This is a genomic window from Blautia argi (assembly GCF_003287895.1).
GTDB classification, from domain to species: Bacteria; Bacillota; Clostridia; order Lachnospirales; family Lachnospiraceae; genus Blautia; species Blautia argi.
Genome location: NZ_CP030280.1, coordinates 987520 through 1008069, shown reverse-complemented (window position 1 = coordinate 1008069; position 20550 = coordinate 987520). Strand labels below are relative to the sequence as shown.

Sequence of the window (20550 nt, the reverse complement as noted above, 5' to 3'; positions counted from 1 at the left end):
TATCTCCCGAAAAAAAGCGGTCCATTTATCACTGGTAACTTTCCTGAAGATTTTTCATCATACGAAGTCTTTCTGCAGGTAATCTCAGTCCGGCTCTTAAAACCCTTCTTTCTTGTCCAGCCTGTGCTGTCCGTACCATATTTTCAGCAATCATTGCATTTTTTTCTTTTTTTGCTCCTTCCAGATAAGCGTGCATCATATCAGAACGCATTTTGTATGCTGTCAATGTTTCCCACTCTACACTCATATCCTGCATCATTTTAAACAATCTCACATCAAATTTTGCCAAATCCTGCTCCATTTGTGCTATTTTTCCTACCAGAGTTGTAATTGTATCCATGGCAGATACAGTGCCAGCCAATGCATAAGAATATATCAGTTTAAACCGGACATAACTTTCTACAATTCTGTCATTCTTCAAAAAACTCTCGTTGGAATATGCAGCAGAATATAAATCCACATGCAGTGTCAACCCTGGCGCAATGGCCTGTGAGGAATAATTATGCTCTGCACTTATCTCCAGCTTGTCACTTAATACATCAAACATTCCGATAATAAAGTTCACTGCTGAAACAGAAGCTAAATTTTTGAAAAATCTGATAATATTTAGCGCTTTTAATACTTCTTCTGACGCTGGTACTGAAACCTTTCCATTTGGAGTTTTATCAATTTCCAGATTTCCCTCTGGTATCTCCCCTTCTGCAACCCCAAAGAAGGCTTCTACCATTTCTTTCACTCGGTTTTTCAACATCGCCACTCCGCATTCTGACATCAGATGATAAGACCACTTATGTCCTTCTGCTACCATAAGCATGTCATAACCAGAGCTGGTATAAAACTCTTGCACTTTCTTCTCAAAGACTTCTTCTTCCCTATTGAATTTTTCTGTCAAATTTTCCTGAATATCCAGTAAAAATTTTCTGAAATCAGCGTTGGCCTTTTCCGCATTTTGTATACTGTTTGATTTTCCCATTTTACCTCTCCTATGTTAATTCAAAGCCTCCCAAAGCTTATCTAATGAAAAAACTTTGCCAAGAGAATTTTTATAAACCAGTTTTCCATCTGTGTTCTGTGTAAGCGGTAAAACGCCCCGCACTCTGCGCCCGATTTTTAATCTGTCACTGCGCTTGATATCAGAGGAAGCGCCTTGCCTTTTTCTCTCTACCTCTACAACGGTTTCCTCATATACAATGGCAAATGTCTGAACTTTGCTTTCTTCTACTGTCACTTTTACAGCGCCGCCATCTTTTGTGTATTCTGTTACTGTATCTCCTGAATTTACAATTTTAATCGTAGTTTCCTTTGACATTCCCTCAGTCATAGAATCCGCCCTTGTTTTTGCAATGGAATATAATGTGCTGTAAGAAAAACCATAACTCAAAGAAGCTTTTCCTTCTCCGCCGCCTTTATCGCCTGCTGCATATCCGCCTTCTATTCCTATGTTCAGGTTATGTGTCATTCCGTTCTCCGTCACTGTACTGGATTCAATTACTTTTGACTTTTCTTTCATAAAAGCCATACTGATTTCATACTCTCCGTTAGGCGAAAGCGTCATTAAATCCCTGCCTCCATACGCCTGAATCAACTTTTCCTGCAGAATAATCTCTTTTAACGGTTTCAAATCCCCCTCAATCAGCCTGCTGTCTTTTCGATGAAATTCCAGGATTGTATCCTTTTTAAAAGTCACCTTCTTATTCACTTCCGGATCCTCTTCCGGGGTTTCCGGACCTTTTCTCTGAATCGTGCACTTATCAAAATACCAGTCATCTAAAAACGTATTGCTTAAACGAAGTTTTATTTTCGTTGGTCTCCCAATATCTTCCCACTGAAACGCTAATCTGTGCTCAGCATTTCTTTCAAATGAATTTCCATTTACCCGTTGTGAAAGATTTATCTCATCTGTATGGACTTCTTCTCCGTCTACTTCTCCATACACTATGATATATACGTCATTATCTGTTCCTGACCACATTTTATTTGCTGTTTTGATGACCAACTCATATTCTACGGTTTTCCCCATATTATTTCTCCTTTTCCATACAATCTGGTTCCCAATAATGGAAGTTCCAGTTCTTCCAACACCTCATTAATCTGCCAGACCAAAGACATTTCTCTGTCCATTTCTGACCTATGTTCCAGAAAATATAACACAACCATATCCATTGGCAATGACTTTGATAACACATAGCCTGCTGTTTTTAATATCTGCTGGATTTCTTCTGTTTCCATTCCAAGTGAAATAACCAATGCTGTCAGACTCTCCTTAGAGGGGTTTCTGTTCGCTTTTATGTAATAAAGCATACGCTCAGTTATATTGGATGCTGCAAACAGCTGGTTCTGTCTTCCGCTATATTGTTCCAATACCTTCTGCATTTCTAACCTTCTGCCGCCTTGTTGTAAAGACAACCCGGCTTTGTTGGCCAGATGTTCCGCCTCTTCGTCAGATAAGCAAAAAATCTCTGCTGCTTTTAATACTGTCAAATACCGTTTTTTTTGTTTGTGTACTGTAGGGATTGGCTGCCCAGTAGGCAATCTGCTGTCTGCTTATACCCATAAGCCTATACACCTCACTCATTGTCTTATAACCATATTGCTCCTTATACTCCTCAACAATTTTTCTGAGACTGTCACAAAAACTCTCTTCCAGAATAAGGGTGTGCTGCTTCAGCCAATTCTTCATTTTTTCATGATTCATATGTAATTCCTTTCTTTTGTCCAAGCTTTCCCGGGAGCTTTTCATTTTCCTGTATTTTGCAACAATCTTGTCACTGTCTGAACTATACCATAGAAAAAATGAAAAAATATGAACTTAATTTTGACACCGGAAAACAAACTCTTTTACTTATTATCCGTAATGGAATTATCAAAAATTATACTGACTGAACAGAAATGCTTTATGAACACCCAATGGTTTCTCTTTTTACACGACCAGGACATATATTACACATGGCTGGGTAATCCATACAAATTACCCAGCCATTCTGCCACTTTCCTCAAAAATTCCCTTTCAGATTTTCCCTAAATTATTCGCTTTTTAACACCCCTTCCTCTTTAATCAATTTCCAGTTTTTATTATCCCTCATATCCTCCTTCACAGAGTACCACCTTCCCGGAAGAAATGTTTTTCCATTATTTACATTCGTATCCCAATCATACGATAACAAAATATACTGTTCATGAGCTGTTTTTTCAGTTGAATCCATTTTCTTTCCTGTAAACGGATTTGTCGGATTTTCAATTAACTCCTTCATCGCCAATGTCGGAACATCCGCATTGGTCATAAATACCTCAGAAGTTGTAAATTCTTTGCTGTTAAAGTCTTTTACCATAAGCAGAGGATTAAAGAAGCTCCTGTCATTTCCATCTTCCAGCATAAATTCATCTGCATGAGCTAAAGGCTGACCATGGTCTGAAACTAAAATAATCCTTGTATTATCATATACTCCGTTTTCCCGTAAAGAATCAAACCATTCCCCTAACTTAAGCAAAGCGGCCATATTCGCATGATAATGTGTTATCTGCATATCATTTTCCATTTTTAAGGTTACTCCATTCACGGTAAAACGATCCTTGTTTTCCATATCATACTCTGTATTGTCCACATGCTCTGCCGGGACATAGTCTGGTGTCTGAAGCAACATCGGATCATGTGTTGTATCATTTGTCATAAACATAAACGTATCTTTTTCTGCTTGGTCTATTTTTGTCATCTCTGACAGATTATCCAGCACATGATACGAATCCATAAAGCTATCATATAATCCGTCTGCAATTGCTGTTCCTGTCAGAGTCTGTCCTGAATAAATTCCATTTGTTTCTGAACCACTATTGCTCTGGTTATAATTTCCCTGGTCATATAAAAGTTCCTGGAAACAGAGTGGCACGGATTTTACAATGCTGTAACAGAAAAATCGTCTTTTATTATTCTGTATCTTTCTTTCCTTAGCTGTTTGGTCAGAAAACTTTCCTTTTGTAATATATGCATCTATATCCGGATATTCATCATAAATACTCAGGTCTGGAATCCACTGATAATTTGCATAAGTCGGATCGCATACTGTAACCTCAAAATCATTCTCATCAAACAGAACAGGCATTACCTTCAAAGCTTCATTCTGTTTTGTCATCAGCGTTTCATCGCTTCTTTTATTCATTTCCATTGGGGTGTATTCATATCCGCCAAATAATGCGGGGGTTCCCACATTTGTAAATCCCCCAAAAGAAATTGCATTTGGATAATAAGTAAATCCTGAAAATGCTTCTTTTAACTCCGGCTTTTCCTGAAAAAGATATGGTATATATGCCCCCATTGCTCTGTCAAGCATAATAACAACAACATTTTTGCCTTTTTGGCTCAAATGAAATTCCGGCATTTTGCTGTTTAATGCAATCTGCTCTTTTACTTTACCAATTTCCTTATTTATGTTGACCATATTATAGACACCCATTCCGCTGACGGCAATCGTTACAATTACCAGCAGATTGAGAACCTGTTTCTTCCAATGCTGTGCAACAAACCAAAGTAATACAATCACTCCCAGCATAAGCAATGCATTCCATGCCTGATCGCGCAGACTAAAATCAAGTCCCTGCTCATACTTCAATTCTGAATTCAGAATTCCCAGATTTTTTCCGAAAAACATGTAATTAACCACTGTGATCCCTGAAAGGATCCAGATTCCCCGGTCAAATAACACTTTTACCGATGGTTTTGCCAACCAATAAAATACCCCTGCCCAAATAACAAAAATTCCTATAGCCAGGCAAAAAGCGCTTACTATAAACCAAAACGGATGGTAGTAATAATTAATATCTATAAATTCCTGTGGAGAAGCATTCATAACTGCTGACGGAATCAAAACACCTGTCAAAACAGACAAAAATATTCCGCCTGCCAAAAAAACCTTTCGATTTGCCTGTCCCAGGTCTGTATAAAACTTACTTTGAATTTTATTTTTAAAGCATGTATAAATAATCGGAAGCTGCAGCAATACACCGCAAAAAACAAAAAATAGCAATCTCTTCGCTGTCGGTACGGGATAGAAGAAGACACCATATACAAAAAGAAAAAGACCCGATATGGAAACTATAACACTCAAAATTTTAGCAGGATTTTTTATTTTATAAAAAATCGTCTTTACTAAAGAAAACACATTATTCAATGTCCAGTAAAATACCAGCCCTGACGGAGATGTATATAAAAACACAAGGAAAAATAAAGCCATTCCATATAACTGTACTTTCTGCTTTATAGAACTTCCCTTTGTGAAAATCACACAGGATATCAAATTAATCGCTGTCATAAGAATAGGCAAAATATTAATCGTAATTTCACCTAATACCAATAATTCATCTGGCTTGGATAAATCAGAAACAGGACCAAAAGACACACCATTTAATAATTGTAGTTCAGAAAGAAAACGATACGCTGCAATAAAAAACGGAATTTCTAAAAATAAGGAAACAGCCCCTCGCAGCACATAGGTAGGCTTATAATTATTTTGCCGATAGTAGGTTTGAAGCATCATCATACGTTCATCTCCTTTGAACGTTTTTTTGATATGCGACACACCATCGCGAAGCTTCATTTCCATATCACGTTCTTCTTCCTGCATGGCATCTGCCCGCTTATACAGAGGAAGCACAAGAAAGTTCATAACCAGGCTTAAAACAATAATGGACATTCCCGGATTATCAATCACCCTGTTTGCAATCATATAAATCACTTCAAACATCAACTGAAGCGGCATCAATAACAAACTGTTTAAAATTTCTCCTAATGACATGTTACTTTTCCTCCTCTGCGGACTTCAACTGCTCATACTTACTCAAAATATAGTCTACTGCCCGCTGTGTTCCTTCTCCTCTGTGTTCCCAGGTTTCTCTGATAACCTCCTGACGTCCCTGTGCATACTTTTCATCAGACAGACAACTGTCTATCATTTCTTTCAAAGAATCCAGATTTTCTTCATTCAATTCCTGCCCGATACGTGGCAATGCCGTAAATGTCCAGTAAGGTGTTTTCAGCCACCATGCGTCATATGGGCCTTTATCAAATTTTGTATCTGTATAAATAACCGGCTTTTCATGCACAAGAGAAAAATCAAAGACAACCCCTGAGAAATCAGAAATCAAAATATCTGCACGTTTCAAAACTTCAAAATTATCATTATCACGATTCCATTCCAGTTTTTCTGAATTTGGATATTTTTCCATCAAAGTATCCAGCATTTCTCTCTCTGAAGTAAAAGACTGCGGGTGGGGACGAATGATAATCGAATATCCCGTTTCTATTAACACGTCTATAATCCTCTCTCCAAACTTTGAAAGAATTGCGCTTTTCCCCCAGGATGGCGCCAGTAATACCGTACGTTCCTTTTTCCCTGACTTTATATCCGCATTCTGAGCCTTATGCAATCTGGCATACATCTCGTCCAAATACGGAATGCCAATCTTTACAATTTCCTTTTCCGGGAGATTCCGAATACTTTCCAGATATCTGACATCTCTCACCTGATATTCCCCCGACAGAAGCAATGCATCATAATAATCCGTTCCAAACATTCGATATCCCGCAATTTCATTTGCCGCATGAAGCATATGTACATAATACTGTACTTTTTTTGAGCGTTTCCACTGATACACATCTAAGCCCGGTGTTGTGGAAAGCACCAAGGTTGCATTTAAAAAATTCAGCTTTGCGAATGCCTTATTATTTTCTCCTATAAACTCTCCTTTTATATGTTCATACGGATTCTTTAAAGCCGGGTCGTCCGGAGAAGCTGTCATATAAACAATATCTACTCCCCTCCTATCAAATTCCCGGCAAAGAGGTTCAAATACTGTCCAATATCTCTTATCATCTGAAAAAATTACAATTGGTATCTTTTTTTCATTCACGTCTGCCTTTTGTCTTCCTCCGCTTAAAAGAAACCTTATTTTTACAATCCAATCTTTTAATAAATAATTTGCTGCACCCAGAATTCCTATAAGAATTGCAAACAGCATACTTCCTGTACCTGGATCAATATAGAGTTTCATCTTATCTTTCTCCTTGCTTGTTCACTTTCTTTTTCCTTCGATACATCCATATCCCATACCCTGCATAAAAAACAGCCGCAGCGCCATAAATCAGCCATTGAATTTCTGATAATTCCAGATTTGCTTCTGTTGATGTAAGATTAATCAACAAATGAAACAGCACACAAAAGAAAATACTCCTTTCCCTGTAAACAATAACGGCAAAGCAAAACCCTATGCACCCTGCACTTATGCACTGTGCAAGCACATAGCCGGGTGAGGCTCCGGAAAACAGATTTATAAAATGCATACCTGAAAATACAAAACTTGTAATCAGGATTCCTCTGAATACTCGATATCTAAAATTCCCTGTCAGTTTTGACAGCAGAAATCCTCTGAAAAAAACTTCTTCCGAAAAAGCAATACCTGCCATCATAAAAAATTCTTTTACGGAAAACTTCCATTCATACAGCATCAGGTTAAGCAGAGGCACTAATAAAACAGGGAGATAAATGATATATTTTTTCATACTTTTTCTTTTGTTTTATTTTAATACTTCTTTTATTGCATCAACCAGTTTCTGATTCTCTTCCGGACGTTTTACTGCAACACGTATATAAGATTTTCCATCAAACCCATTTTTGTTTGATAAATCTTTAATCAAAATGCTGTATTTATCCAATAATTCTTCCGCGAGTTCTTTACTGGTCATAGCACCGGTAAGTTCACACATCAGGTAATTGGCCTGTGAAGGAATCACTCTTAAGTCAGAAATCTGATTCAACATTTCCACATATTCTTTACGGACAACGCGGAACTTCTTCATAGCATCGTCATAATTGGCTTTATATTTTTCAAAAATCTGCATATAAAATTCTGCAAAAGAATTAATATTCCAGATAGAAACATCTTTCTTCATTTTTGCAATCAAATCTAAATCGTCAGACACCAGAAGCCCTAACCTTAAACCTGGTACGCCAAAGGATTTGGAAATACTCTTTATCACGATTAAATTCCTATATTTTTTGATAATATCTTCTTCCAGTAAAGTAGGATTTTCTTCTGTATCTGCAAAATCCACAAAAGATTCATCTACAACAAATCTGATATTTCTGCGCTCTGCCCATTGAGCAATACGAAGCACCTCTCTCTTTTCAATATAGTTTCCGGAAGGGTTATCGGGATTAATCAAAACCAGAATTTGAATTTCTTTATCTTCATAATAATTCATCAATTCATCTGCTGTATATCTGAAATCTCTGTCCTGTATCTGATACGGAACAATATCCTCTTCTTTTCTACGATGGGGATATTCCTCAAAAGTAGGATAAATCATTCCTACTTTTCCCTCTAACCTCTCCATTAAAGCTTTAATCAATTCTGCAGCGCCGTTTCCGACACAAACCTGTTCTCTGCGGAGTCCATAATACTTGGCTCCCAGAAGGCTATTCACATTCATACCCGACGGATAATCACATAATAGCCTGCCGAAATTCGCCTGCATTTCATCTATTAATTTCTGATTTGGATAAAATGGATTTACCAGATAACAGAAATCTATCAGACGGGGATAATCTCCAATACCCACCGAATCTTTTGTTAAACCGTTCCAGCTTTTCTCCTTTTTCAGCAAAAATAGATTCTGCAATATCCAAATCCTGCACATCATCAACCTCATACCAGGCTTCATTTTCCAACCGTTCTGCTTTAATTTCCGGTTTATCCAGCAATGTGATGACCTTTAATACCTGCTCATAGTATTCATTATTTCCGAGTGCTTTGCTATATGCCTCCAAAAAGGGAACATAATGGCTGTTTGAAAACTCCTTACCAAACTTATAAATGTTCACTGTCTTATAGTAATTTGAAATATCACTGAATTTGAAATCCTTTTTTCCTAAAAAGCCAACAATATTATCTTCTTCATCTAATGTCACAACCGTTCCATCCATCCAGCTTTCATATTTGGCTACTAAAGCAAGGCTGGGATAAGGGTTGTCCAATAATCTCTGCAGCACAGCGCTCTCAAAGATAATATCCGATTCCAAAAGCAAAGTATCATCTTCTAAAAGATAATCTTTTGCCAGATACAAAGAATAAATATTATTTGTCTTATAATAAACATCATTATTTACATATTCCACCGGTGTTTGTATATCTAATGTTCCAATATACTCCATTAACTTCTGACCTTCATAGCCTACCACTACTACAATTCTTTCCAGATTTAATGCATCTAATTGAGAAAGGGTTCTCTCAATCATAGTTACACCATTCACTTCAACCATACACTTTGTTGCATTGCTTGTTAATTCCTTTAATCTTTTTCCCATTCCTGCTGCTAAAATAATCGCCTGCATTTTTTCCTCCTCTAAATTTGATGGATAAATAATCCGCTTCTTAACTTGGGTTCAAACCATGTGGATTTTGGCGGCATAAGCATACCTGCATCAGAAACTGCAAACAGCTCTTCGATTGCTGTCGGATACATAGAAAAAGCCACGCCATTTACAGCATCTTTTTCTAATACTTTTAATCCTCTGATTCCTCCCACAAACTGAATTCTCTGATCTGTCCTGGGGTCTGTTATTCCCAAAATCGGTTCCAACACCTTATTCTGAAGAATAGAAACATCTAATCTGCTCACCGGATCTGAAGTATCTGTTTCTCTTATTTTCAATTTATACCAGACTCCCTCTAAAAACATACCAAATGTACCCTTTTCTTCCGGTTTGTACGGTTCTTTGCCATATAACTCCAGCTCAAATACTTCTCTGATTTTTTTCTTAAATTCCTCTGCTGTATATCCATTCAAATCCTTAACCACACGGTTATAATCCATGACATATAGTTCTTCACTTGGAAACAATACTGACAGAAAATAATTAAAGTCTTCGTCACCTGTATAATCCGGACAGGTTTCTCTTCTCATCTGTCCCACTTTGACAGCTGAAGCAGCTCTGTGATGACCATCTGCAATATAAATCTGATTAATGCCTGCAAAGGTTTCTTTTATACCTTCCATATCCTTTTTATTTTCAATTTTCCATACGCGATGTCCCACTCCATCTTCTGCTGTAAAATCATAAATTGGCGCTTCTGTTTTCTTTTTTTCCACAATATCATTGATAGACGCATTTGCTCTGTACGTCAGAAAAATAGGTCCCGTTTGTGCATTACACACATCAATGTGATTTATCCTGTCCAGTTCTTTATCAGAACGCGTATTCTCATGTTTCATAATAATTTTGTTTAAATAATCATCAATAGCAGCACAGCCGACAATGCCTGTCTGAGAACGCCCTTCCATTGTCAGTTCATAAATATAATAGCCAGGCTGTGTATCCTTTATAAATTCGTGGTTATGTATCATTTCCTCTAACGTACATGCTGCCTTCGCATAAACCTCATGACTATAAATGTCAATATCCTCTGCCAGCAATGTCTCCGCACGATCCACTTTTAGAAAGGATTGTGGATTTTTTTTCACTTCTTTTCTTGCTTCCATTCTGTTATACACATCATAGGGAAGCGCTGCAATTTTATGAACCAGACTGCTTTCTGGTCTTACAGCACAAAACGGTTTAATCGTAGCCATAATGTAATCTCCTTCTCTCTTCTTTATTCCTGCCTCGGGCAGCTAAATGGCTAATTTACGGGAATAGTATCTTTCCTCCCGGTATTTTTTTCACTGCCAATACAAGCAATACACACACAGCATATATCAGTATTGTTCCGACCGCCATACCTGGAATACTGTCGTCCTGAACAAACTGAAAAAATTTTTCCACAAAATAAATATGTATTAAGTACACCCCGAAACTGTACTGAGCTATCATTCCGAGAATCTTCTGACCTCGTTCATGGCAAAACTTTTCCCATGGAATATTTTTGCATAGTTCAAACAATCCAATAGCCATACAGAAAGAAAAGCAATATTTATAATCCAAAAACACCTCACTGGCAACTCCATCTCTCACTGTATACCAATCTGTCAGTATCCACATAAAAACAGCTCCTGTAATTCCTCCTGCATAGATGAGATAGCGCACTTTCCTTGAAAACACTGTATGACTCATATAGTATCCAGTCAGGACATACAAGACATACCCTCCTGTTACCGGCAGAAGTAAAGTATCATTATACGGAATCTGTGTCAAAATGCTGCACACTGGCAAAACCGAATAACACAAAAATCCAACACCTATAGCATATTTTAAAATTTTTCTATTCTTTCCTTCTGCCAATACAGAAAGAACAGGTAAAGAAAGATATACTGCGAATAACGGATAAAAAAACCAATAAATTCCAAGAATACCTCCGCTTAAATACTTTCCAATCAAGTCCCGTCCTCCCAGATATTGATGAATTCCGGTTACAAGACCTCGTATCAGAAAAATAGTACTCCAAATCAAAAACGGAACCAATACCCTCTGTATCCTTCTGGAAAATAATTTTTTTGTATCATACTTTTCACGGTATCCCATTAAAGTCGCACCGGTCAGCATAAAGAAAATCGGCACTGCCCAATGTGCCAGAATCTGTACAGCCTCTGTTACCTTCCATGCCGGACTGTCTTCATACTCAAAAAATGAGCCGTGGCAATGCAGCGCTACTACAGCTATACAGGCCATAATATTTAATATATCAAAATAGATGATTCTTTTCTTCTTCATTCCTTCTCCCTTTTCCTTGGTGTATATTTCCTAATAAAGACACAAATGCAGCGTATCCCCTATTAAAACAATCTGCTCGTCATCTAAATAATGCCAGTTTTTCCCCTTAAAATATTTCTCATAAACCTCTGCATCGCTTTCCTCTACAGTCATCTCTCTTCCGGTAAAAATCCGATAAGCATCTGCTGCTGCCCATGAATTAGACATTACCCTTTCATTTACTGCACCATATCCTGTCAGATTATAATAAATTCCTAACGGACTTTCATCTGTATAAATTTTAATTTTAGAAATTTGATTGCCCGTTTCATTTTCATATATCCATACCTGTTGTTCAATATAATTAACATCATAATAGTCAATACCGTTGGAAACATAATGGCTGGTTTCTATCTGGCAAGTATTGAAATATTGAGTTCCTAAAAAAATCCCTGCATATAGAACAACTCCCTGCAGTAATTTCTTTGATAAATTCTCCAAGAGCAACAACAAAATTAAAAGCACTGGAAAACCCGCTCCCAAGACATACACTGTCCGAGGGACAACACTGATATATGCCGTATCCGTCATTAAAAAAGGAGCTACTCCTGCTAAAATAAACACCAAAAATACATATGCAGCATGCAGCAACGCCTTTCCTTTTCGTTTTACTATAATCATGACTAAAACAACCATTCCTGCTACTCCGCATAGTACCAGATACAAGGATTTTGGCATAAAATTAGCTGTAGAAATCAGCAAATCCCCAATTTGCTCCATAGCCGTTTTCAATGCTCCGACAACATCCAGACTTCCTGCTACGCGAGCCGAACCTGCCAACTTTGTCTGAAGCGTATTTGTTAAAGCCGGAACCAAATATGCCATTCCGATTATGATACTGTTTTTTATAAAGTTTTTCACATTGAGAAAGGTATTCTCTGCCAAAAGAATAAGAAGTACCGCTGTAATTCCAAAGGCTCCCTGATGCCCCATAATCCCAAAAATGCCGCAGACCAGTCCCAAAATATAATCTTTTATCTCTCCTCTTTCCAAAAACTTAAGTACCAATCTCACTTCCAAAATATTAAAGAAAATTCCTACGCAGATTGCTCCGGTATACTCGGCAAAAATAAAATATTCTAAAACAAAAAGATTGGAAATCATCATAAATGAAGAAAGAAAAACCAATATATGTTTAATATTCAGAGTTTCTTTTACATGAATTCTTCTCTTTATGATTTCATATAAAAGCAGTTCCGCCAAAGATAAAAAAGAGATTGCTAAAACCCATGATATTGTCTTTTCTGCATGAAATCCAATATGAAACGCCTGACATATTTCGCACAAAAGGGTCATAAGCCATCTGCCATTCTGCCAATACAGCTTAGAAATTTTTTCCCAGCCCCACACTTCTGTTAAATATGTATCCGCTGCGAAATGCTCTACGCAAAAAATACCGTAAAAGCATAAATTAAGTATTGCAAACACTGCCAATAACAAGATTCTTTTTCTTCTTTTCTCTTCCATTTCTTTACCCCATCTACTTTTTAAACACCAGCATTCTCTGCCCCAGATAATTCAATATAACAAAAAGTCCCATTCCTGCCAACATAGAAACATTCCCCTGAACTTTTTCGCTAAATCCTCCTAATGCAAAAGATACAATTGGCTTTGCCAATCCATATGCCAGTAAATAACAGACTGTAATATTTAAGACAAATAGCCCTATCTGTTTCCAGGATTTCTCCTTATTCCGGAATGTAAAATATTTGTTTAAAAAATAACTCACAATGCTTCCTACAACATAATTTGAGGCAGAAGAAATCCAGTAATTTACAGAAAAAATATTGTACAGGATAAACATAAGTCCTGTTCCCACAATTGTATTAATCACGCCTACTATTAAAAACTTAATGGTTGTAATATCGACATATTTTTTTATTTTATCTATCATCGTACCCTCTCTTTCAGCGACTGTTTTCCTTCTAATTATGTATCACCTCAGAAATGATATACACAGGTCTTCTCTTTACTTCTTCATATATTTTTGCGATATAATATCCGACAATACCAAGGCTCATCATAATCACGCTTCCGATAATCAGAAGCAGCAATATCACAGTTGTAAAGCCCTGCACCGCATGTCCCATAAAATACTGAACCAGCGTTTGAATTGCAAGAATCACAGCTCCGAAAAAGGTAAGACCTCCTGCTATGGTCACCAGCTGCATAGGAGCAGTGGAAAACGCAGCTATATTCTTCACTGCATATTTCACAAGCGACCATTTAGACCACTTGGATTCCCCTGCCTCTCTTTCCTGTACATCAAATTCTATCTCTGTCTTTTTAAATCCCACCCATGCAGAAAGACCTCTGAAAAACATATTTCTCTCCGGCATACTCAAAATACTTTTCACTACCTTTTTATCCAGAAGTTTAAAGTCTGAAGCTCTGGACATATCTATTTTCGTTGCCTTTGTCATCAATCTGTAAAATAACTTTGCCCCGGTTTTATAAATAGGATTTTCCTTACCTCTGCTTCTCTTTACACCTTCTACTACCTCATATCCCTGCTGCCAAAGGCTGTACATTTCCACCAGAGTTTCCGGTGGATGCTGCAAATCGCAGTCCATAACAACGCAAGCCTCCCCTGATGCGTTGGCAAGGCCTGCCAGAACAGCTGCCTCTTTACCAAAATTACGGGAAAAATTAATTCCTTTTACCTGTATGGCATCGCTTTTTTCTTTCTTTGCCAATTTGGCAGCTGTACAAATTTCTTCCCAGGTATTATCTTTTGATCCGTCATTCACATATACCAGTTCTGCTGGAATTTCGGCGTTTTCCATGATTTTTTTTATTGCATGATAGGCTTTCATGATATTCACATTTTCATTATAAGCCGGTAAGACTATTGATAACATTTCCTTTTCCTCCTAAAAAACAGATAAACAGTTAAACAACTAATGGACAGCAAAATTCCTTCTATTTTTCCCGGTACTTCATATTCCATTTCAATTTCACATAAGCCAGAAGGCAGATTCAATCCAATAAAGGAATCCAGAGCCTTAAAATATTCTATTTTTTCTCCATTGACTTTTATATTCCATCCCTTTTCGTATGGAATTGTTAATACCGCAGTTTCTGCTTCCCCGCTACTTTTTTCTAATACAATGTTTTCTTTCCTTACTGTTTTTACTTTCAACTGATCAAGCTTTATATCTTCAATAGCACTTTTGAAAACTCCCATATCCAAGGTTCCTGCAGTAATTCCATACTCTTTTTGGTACTGCCCGCTTCCTGCCATAACCTTTATCATCACAGTATCATCTTTTTGGTAAGTTCCCAGATACTCCACCTGATTATTATACCATGTATTTCCTGACACATATTGGTCATTTACATAAATTTCCATTCCTTCCTGACCATTTTCAAAGTATACATACAATGGTCCCGTCTTTTTCACTTTGATTTCCCACTGTGTATAACTGCTCCCATCTGTTTGCTCTGAAAGAGTTTCTGGCAAAACATAGAGCGATACCGGCTTCCCTAAAATTTTTTCATAGAGTATTTCATGGTTTCTCAAAGGACTCTCTTCCCATACAATATCTGATTCTAAATTCTCCGCTCTGTATCCAACTGACAATGCATATGGATTTTTATACAAGTTTCTTCCATCCATAAGATTTTCCTGTATTCGCTCCCCTTCTGTTATACTCTTATCTGAATATATGTATTTGACTCCCATAAGAGCATCTATCGCAAGAATCGGCGAATAAGTAACTAATGTAGTATCTCCCGTATACCCGCATTTTTTCAATAATTCTGCAATTTTCACATTATTCGTAGAGCTGTAATTGGATATAGAACTGTATCCAAAAGCCATTCCTTCATTGTTACAGCCCCCTGTCAGTTGACGCGTAAATGTTTTGTCTATACGGTAATAATCATTATCCTGCTGCTTCAATATATCAACAGACTCCTGCATAATTTTATTATATTCACTGCAAGATGACGCATAAATATTATGACCTTCAAATTCCATATCTGCTTTCTGGTAAAATTCTGTCATCGTGCAAACCAAAATTAATGCATTGGCAAGAAAAATAAATTTCTGCTTTTTTCTTACTTTTTCTAAGAGTCCTACACCTGTAATCACAGCCAGTACTGCACTTAGATAAGCTTTTTCTCTAATACTGTAGCCTTTCGTAACATCCAGCAACAATAAGATTCCTATTATCATAAGAAGCGCATTTCTAACTTCTTTGCCATTCAGTTCTCCCAGTTCCTGCAGACATAAGGCAGCAATGACGACCATAAAAAACGAAAAAATAAAAGCATATCTATAGGTATGTGAAGACGGTATCTTAAATAATGTGAACATATAATTCAGTGGTCTGAAATTAAATATAAGCATAAATCCGCCTAAGTATGCTGCTGCTACATATTTTTTCTTCACTTCTATCTTCTTTGATACAAAAAAGACCGTTGCGGATACCAATACAAAACTTCCGATATAAATAGGAGGATACCCCTCACTCCAGGTTAGTTTATCCGGTTCTAAAAAGAAATCTTTAAATCCTTCTAAAACAGAAAAGCCAAATTTAGGAGTGAAAATAGACCAGTCAAAGGCTTCTCCGTCATTCATCATATGAAGCGTCTGCGGTAAAAACAATACACTGGTACTTCCCACAGCCAATATTGATACAAAGGCAAAACCAAATATGGATTTTATAACCTCTTTTATCTTAATTCTGGTCTTTAAACCAGAATATATCAATTCAAACAAAAAATACAAAACTGCAAAAAGGCACAACATATAACCAATATACCAGTTTGTAAAAACAGCATAAAACAGAGCTATATAATAAAGTCCTGTTTTCCTTTTGTATGTGTATTCATAAATTCCTAAAGCTACCAAAGGCAAAATCAGAACACCGTCTAACCACATAATATTGCTGCATTGCAATATATTATACCCCATAAGCCCATAGCTTACTGAAATAATACAACTATAAAACATCTTTAATTCAAATCTTCTGTTTAAATATATATATGTTGTCATACTGCAAAGCATCAATTTCAATACAATTAAGAGTGTTAAAAATTCTGCCATGTATTCCTCTTTAACAAAGTAACATAATAAATTCAATGGGGAGGCTAAATAATAAGCAACTAAAGAAACTGTATTCCCTCCCTGTCCCATAAAGAAAGAATAAGACGCACTATCTTCTCCATGTAAAACGCCTCTAAACCACATAAAAAAGTCCAAATACTGATATTGCATATCGTTGTATATTAAGGTTTTATCGCCCAGAGGATATATACCCTGCTTCCAAAACACCATTCCCAAAATCAGCAATACAATTCCCATACTGCCGATTCCATATAAAAATTCTTTGTTTTTTTTCAATTTGAACATAAACACATACTACCCTCTCTTTTTCATATTTTTTAAAATACTTTCAATTATTGGTGATATTTTACAAATACTAAATATCTTTACTCGACAGTATTCTATCCCTGCACAGCCTGCATAGATTAAAAGAGTTCCCAAAATCACAACTCCTGTAAATATCAAAGGTGTTTTATTACCGACAGAAGAAAACCTTTTCCATACATATTCTCCAAATAAAGGACTTAAATGTATCAAATATATCCCAAAAGTCAAGCCCGACGATTTCAGCCAAAAACTTCCCTGTTTAATTTTTATCTTACAAAAAAAGCAGAGTAAAAATACGGCTTCCATTATCACTAATGGGGACAAATAGCTGTAAAATATATCTGTACGAACTTCATATTCAAATACCGTCCTATTCAAAATTGTCAATACTAATTTTGTTAAATAAATAAGAATACCGCAACATACTGCCATTCTCAAAAAATATTGCTTTGAATGTTCCTTCCTTTTGAAAGAAATAACAGAATATCCATACTTTCTAATCCCTGCTCCCACTAAATACATAATCGAAAGCCAAAGTGCTGTATATCCTCCTGTTAATCCAAAAGCCCATGTTCCCCATAGTTCTGCTATCCAGGGCATAATTCCAAATATAAGAATCAATCGATATATTAATTTTCTCATTTGGATATACGATAATTTATCTACTATCCAATTAAAAAACGGAATAAACCAAAAAATTGCAAAATATGCAGTAAAATACCAAAAACGCTGACTTAAAACCGGAAAACATGATTTCCATATATCCATTCTACTAACTAATTCAGGCTGCAATTTATTCAAAACTAATATACTTATTACTGAATAACAAAACACCTGTAACCATAGTTCTATAATACGACTGGCTCTACATCTGCTATTCAGCATTACATAGCCGCTAATCATAGCATATATATTAACAGCACAATAGCAAAATCCTTCAAGGAACCAACTTATGTACCAATTTGCTGAAAATGATTCTAATCCTTGATAATTAATTCCAAAATTGAGAATATGCAAAAAGATAACCATAAACATAGATATAATTCTAAGCAATTCTATTCCCATGTTTTTCTCTTTTCTCACGAAACTATTTCCTTCCATATCCAAAACTCTTAAAATTCCATTCCTGTTCCCTCTGTTTTTGTTTAAAGCATTAGAAATAGCCAGCGAAAATAAATTCCACTGGCTATCCTTTCTAATAATAAGGAATATAACTGTCCTCTGTACTTCCAGGTGCGGCAGCTCCTTTATTTACCAATTGTATCTCAATTCCTTCTAATCGATAAGAATATCCACTGGTTCCTGCCGGTTCCCCATTTTTTGCCCAGCCAAGCCAGCCAAAGGTTTCTGCATGCACTCTATAATAAATATCATAATGCTTTGCCATTTCTCCTGTTAGCTTAATCTGTATGGCTTCCAAACGTTTCAACTCGCCAGAAGTTCCGGAAACCTGTCCATTTTTTACATTTTTCAGCCAACCATAATCTTGTACATGAGTATTATACTCTATATCTCCCGTATACTTTTGGTTTGCCAGCTGTATACGAATTCCTTCCAAGCGTTTTGACTCACCGGAAGTTCCCGCCATCTGACCATCTGCCACAAAACTCTGCCAGCCATAATCCTGTACATGGGTACTATATTGTACTACTGCCTGCCGAAAAGGTACATTCGTAGATCCGGGAGCTGACTTGCCCTTTTCTACTAACTGAATCTGAATTCCCTCCAGGCGATAGCTATATCCGGCTGTACCTGCATTTTCACCATTCTTCGCCCAGTCAAGCCAGCCAAAGGTTTCTGCGTGTACTCTGTAATAAATATCATAATGCTTAGCCATTTCTCCTGTCAGCTTAATCTGTATAGCCTCCAGTCTTTTTAATTCTCCCGAAGTCCCTGACATCGCCCCATTAGAAACAAAGTTTTGCCAGCCATAATCCTGTACATGGGTACTGTATGTAATTCCGCCTGAATATTTCTGATTTACCAACTGGATCTTAATCCCCTCCAGACGCTTGGATTCTCCTGATGTACCAGATAAATCCCCATCAAAACTGGAAGACTGCCAGCCATAATCCTGTACATGGGTGCTGTATTGCAAATACGGCTGTCTCCATGGATTTGCCGTATTTCCTGGCGCTGTACCTCCCTTCTCCACCAATACAATCTGATATGCCTGTACATATTTCCCATATCCAACCGTTCCTGCTGTATCACCATTTTTTGCCCAGTCAAGCCAGCCTAAATCCTGTACATGAACACGATAATACAAATCATAATTTCTGGCATACTGTCCAGTCAAACGTATCTGCAGCGCTTCCATTCTTTTTCCTTCCACACCGCTGACCTGTCCGTCCTTTTTCCAGGTATTCTCCCAGCCTTTATCCTGGATATGTGTTCTATATTCAATTCCCGGTGTTGGTATTCCATAATTTTCCAGTCTGATTTTTACGCCTTCCAGTTGTTTGGATTGCCCCTCTGTCCCACTGATAGCTCCATTTCTCACGCCTGACTGCCAACCCTGTCCTTCTACATTTCCCTGATATACTACCTGATTCATATCAACTGTATTCATGAGAAAATTCACATCCACATTTCCATTGATTCCCTTTACACTTCCAGTAGAAGTACATTGCCAGATATCATATTGTCCTTTATACTGGCAGGAAGAATTATACTGTGCAATCCACTTGGACCACGAAGTATTATTAAAAGCTGCATCTGTAAGTTGATTTTCCCACCAGTCCAAATTTGCATAAATACCTGTTTTATATCCGGCTTTAGATACTCTATCGCAAAAAACAGAAGCAAGTTCTCCCTTTTCACGGCTTGACAAAGGCTTTACTTTCTCATCTTCTAAATCATAATATACTGGATAAGCTGGTGAATGTCCCTTTAAAAGTCTGAGAACATGTTCAGCCTCGCTTTTGGCTTTTTCCTTCGTATTGGCATATGAATAAAGATAAACACCATAAGGAATACCCAGACGCTCACATTCTGATATATTATATTCCCAGTATTTATCGTCCTGATTTTTAAGATCGGTTCCGTATCCGCATCTGATGACAGCAAAATCAATTCCGTCTGCCTTTACCTTAGCCCAATCAATCTTCCCATTATGCTCACTGACATCAATTCCTTTTTTAACAGCGCCCTTAATTTGCTCTCCCTTATTGTTTACATAGTAACCATCCACCTTACTCCAGGCATTAGAAATTGCAGTACGGGCATTTCTGCTGATCTCATTCCTATATACAGGTTCTCCCTCTGAATAACGCCAACTGTTTTCTCTGACATCATTTTCCTCTGACTGTATGCTTTCCTTTTGTGCCGCATAAATTTCCATAGAACTCCAGTCTAAACTTACATTCAAAACTGTTGCACAAACAAGCAGGGACAATAACTTCTTTTTTACATTTCTCTTCATGTGTACTATCC

The 20550-nt window shown here is 37.0% G+C and carries 17 protein-coding genes; all 17 read right to left on the bottom strand.

All coding sequences use genetic code 11. The features are described 5' to 3' along the window. Positions 1 to 28 precede the first annotated feature (28 nt). Positions 29 to 973, bottom strand: coding sequence for a hypothetical protein (locus DQQ01_RS04940; RefSeq protein WP_111918903.1), 945 nt, complete (start codon positions 971 to 973; stop codon positions 29 to 31). Between the two features lie 15 nt (positions 974 to 988). Further along, the gene (locus DQQ01_RS04935; protein WP_111918901.1) at positions 989 to 2020 is read right to left on the bottom strand and encodes a PLAT/LH2 domain-containing protein; all 1032 of its coding nucleotides are present in this window, start codon (positions 2018 to 2020) and stop codon (positions 989 to 991) included. Then, the gene (locus DQQ01_RS04930; RefSeq protein WP_111918899.1) at positions 2005 to 2373 is read right to left on the bottom strand and encodes a hypothetical protein; all 369 of its coding nucleotides are present in this window, start codon (positions 2371 to 2373) and stop codon (positions 2005 to 2007) included. Before DQQ01_RS04930 ends, DQQ01_RS04935 begins: the two co-directional genes overlap by 16 nt. A 67-nt stretch (positions 2374 to 2440) precedes the next feature. Further along, a complete protein-coding gene (locus DQQ01_RS04925) occupies positions 2441 to 2695 on the bottom strand; it encodes a hypothetical protein (protein WP_162624249.1) in 255 nt (84 codons plus the stop codon). A gap of 328 nt (positions 2696 to 3023) precedes the next feature. After that, positions 3024 to 5786, bottom strand: coding sequence for a YidC/Oxa1 family membrane protein insertase (locus DQQ01_RS04920; protein ID WP_111918895.1), 2763 nt, complete (start codon positions 5784 to 5786; stop codon positions 3024 to 3026). 1 nt (position 5787) lies between these two features. Further along, on the bottom strand, positions 5788 to 7041 hold the full coding sequence (locus DQQ01_RS04915) for a CDP-glycerol glycerophosphotransferase family protein (RefSeq protein WP_111918893.1): 1254 nt from the start codon (positions 7039 to 7041) through the stop codon (positions 5788 to 5790). Between the two features lies 1 nt (position 7042). Continuing rightward, positions 7043 to 7549: a CPBP family intramembrane glutamic endopeptidase gene (locus DQQ01_RS04910; RefSeq protein WP_111918891.1), complete on the bottom strand. Its 507-nt coding sequence runs from the start codon at positions 7547 to 7549 to the stop codon at positions 7043 to 7045. Between the two features lie 15 nt (positions 7550 to 7564). Further along, positions 7565 to 8479 (bottom strand): pyridoxal phosphate-dependent aminotransferase, encoded by a 915-nt coding sequence (locus DQQ01_RS17255; protein ID WP_330407723.1) that lies wholly within the window; start codon positions 8477 to 8479, stop codon positions 7565 to 7567. A 46-nt stretch (positions 8480 to 8525) separates the two neighbouring features. Then, the gene (locus DQQ01_RS17250) at positions 8526 to 9380 is read right to left on the bottom strand and encodes a phosphocholine cytidylyltransferase family protein (RefSeq protein ID WP_330407653.1); all 855 of its coding nucleotides are present in this window, start codon (positions 9378 to 9380) and stop codon (positions 8526 to 8528) included. Between the two features lie 11 nt (positions 9381 to 9391). Then, on the bottom strand, positions 9392 to 10618 hold the full coding sequence (locus tag DQQ01_RS04900) for a DUF1015 domain-containing protein (protein WP_111918889.1): 1227 nt from the start codon (positions 10616 to 10618) through the stop codon (positions 9392 to 9394). Positions 10619 to 10673: 55 nt separating this feature from the next. Then, positions 10674 to 11696 (bottom strand): acyltransferase, encoded by a 1023-nt coding sequence (locus tag DQQ01_RS04895; RefSeq protein ID WP_111918887.1) that lies wholly within the window; start codon positions 11694 to 11696, stop codon positions 10674 to 10676. 30 nt (positions 11697 to 11726) lie between these two features. Next, positions 11727 to 13202, bottom strand: a complete 1476-nt coding sequence (locus tag DQQ01_RS04890) for a glucosyltransferase domain-containing protein (protein ID WP_111918885.1) — start codon at positions 13200 to 13202, stop codon at positions 11727 to 11729. A gap of 13 nt (positions 13203 to 13215) precedes the next feature. Further along, positions 13216 to 13629 carry a GtrA family protein gene (locus DQQ01_RS04885; RefSeq protein ID WP_111918883.1) on the bottom strand — a complete coding sequence of 138 codons (414 nt, stop codon included), beginning with the start codon at positions 13627 to 13629 and terminating at the stop codon, positions 13216 to 13218. Positions 13630 to 13660: 31 nt separating this feature from the next. After that, positions 13661 to 14596: a glycosyltransferase family 2 protein gene (locus tag DQQ01_RS04880; RefSeq protein ID WP_111918881.1), complete on the bottom strand. Its 936-nt coding sequence runs from the start codon at positions 14594 to 14596 to the stop codon at positions 13661 to 13663. Then, on the bottom strand, positions 14584 to 17094 hold the full coding sequence (locus tag DQQ01_RS04875) for a YfhO family protein (RefSeq protein ID WP_162624247.1): 2511 nt from the start codon (positions 17092 to 17094) through the stop codon (positions 14584 to 14586). Before DQQ01_RS04875 ends, DQQ01_RS04880 begins: the two co-directional genes overlap by 13 nt. 9 nt (positions 17095 to 17103) lie before the next feature. Beyond that, complete coding sequence (locus DQQ01_RS04870; protein WP_162624246.1) at positions 17104 to 18198, bottom strand: acyltransferase; 1095 nt, start codon at positions 18196 to 18198, stop codon at positions 17104 to 17106. A 112-nt stretch (positions 18199 to 18310) separates the two neighbouring features. Continuing rightward, on the bottom strand, positions 18311 to 20539 hold the full coding sequence (locus DQQ01_RS04865) for a GH25 family lysozyme (protein WP_111918875.1): 2229 nt from the start codon (positions 20537 to 20539) through the stop codon (positions 18311 to 18313). Between the last annotated feature and the right edge of the window lie 11 nt (positions 20540 to 20550).